Source organism: Streptococcus henryi DSM 19005 (genome assembly GCF_000376985.1).
In the GTDB taxonomy this organism is placed as follows: Bacteria; Bacillota; Bacilli; order Lactobacillales; family Streptococcaceae; genus Streptococcus; species Streptococcus henryi.
Genome location: NZ_AQYA01000001.1, coordinates 1 through 1,176 on the forward strand (window position 1 = coordinate 1; position 1,176 = coordinate 1,176).

The following is a 1,176-nucleotide window of genomic DNA, read 5'->3' on the forward strand; positions in this document are numbered from 1 at the left end:
CAAAAACCACACAGTGATTCTTTCATCTTGATTGTTTTCGAGACGGAAATCACTGTGTGGTTTTATTTTGAAGCTAGTTTTTGCCCAGCCTCTTTGTTTTCTAGTCATTAAGAATTACTTCCCTGCCATAACGTTCAATTTCAAGGTCCACAGCTTGACGCAAGTCTTTCTCCTCACATAAAATTAAAAGCTGTCTACCTTTTTTTATTAGGGCCATGTCTCCTCGACAAATACCTAAGCGAATTTGGCAAAACCCGAAATCATCATAAGATTTCATCTCTTTACATAATTTTAATAATTTAACTAGAATCTCTTCGCATTCCCTTAGATGTCCGTATTTGAGAAATACTGTAGATAAATTAACAAGTAGCGTTATTTGGTCCCTTTTGATATTTCGATAATCTTTATATTTTTCCAAATTTCTAAAAATATGTTGAGTAATTTTTTGTAAACAGTCAATTGGAAAATGGTGAAGTATGGCATTCAACAATCGAAAATCACTCATATACCAGGAATCCCTTCTTTCCAAGGGCTCCCATATTTTCACCACTAATTTTTGATATTCAGGATTTTCCTTCTGAATCCCATTCGTGCGAATCCATTGGAACATTTCTAAAACATTTCGAAGATTTTTTATTGGTACATCGTCTTCTTTCGCTAGACAGTTATTACATCGCTGAACTAATTCCTCAATCTTTGAAATATCAGGCGTTTCCAACAGATTATTAACTTCTATAATTAAGGATTGCCTCTCAGAAGGCTGATACAAATTACATATGTAAATAAATTCATCAAGAGACATATCAATTTGATTTAATAAATAGACCATATGTTCAAAATTAGGAATTGACTGGCAATTTTCTATCTTTGATAAAGAAGTACGTGATAACCTATCCCCGCAAACTTCTTGCTGACTTAGACCTTTTGATTTTCTGATTTCCTTATAAACTTTCCCAAAATCCCAACGCATAAATACCTCTCATTTTATTGATGTGAATAAAGCTTACACTTTATGTAACCGTTTTATTGTTTTGATAGAATTATATCACAAAATAAAAAAGGAGTACTGTTATGAAAAGAAATTGTTTGTGTCAAGTTATTCTCGGAAAGTTTTTCAAAAGTCCTAAATCCATTTCTTCATTTGTCCAATTGGACTACTTGTTGCACCGTTTAGTG

General features: G+C 32.6%; 1 protein-coding gene. It reads right to left on the minus strand.

Going from position 1 to position 1,176, the window contains the following annotated elements; all coding sequences use genetic code 11:
• Positions 1–100: 100 nt before the first annotated feature.
• Positions 101–970, minus strand: a complete 870-nt coding sequence (locus F601_RS0100010; protein WP_018163645.1) for a helix-turn-helix domain-containing protein — start codon at positions 968–970, stop codon at positions 101–103.
• Positions 971–1,176 lie beyond the last annotated feature (206 nt).

What these genes read in the sequence shown, in the direction of transcription:
- F601_RS0100010 (WP_018163645.1), bottom strand. Translation starts at nt 970, where the DNA reads ATGCGTTGGGATTTTGGGAAAGTTTATAAGGAAATCAGAAAATCAAAA.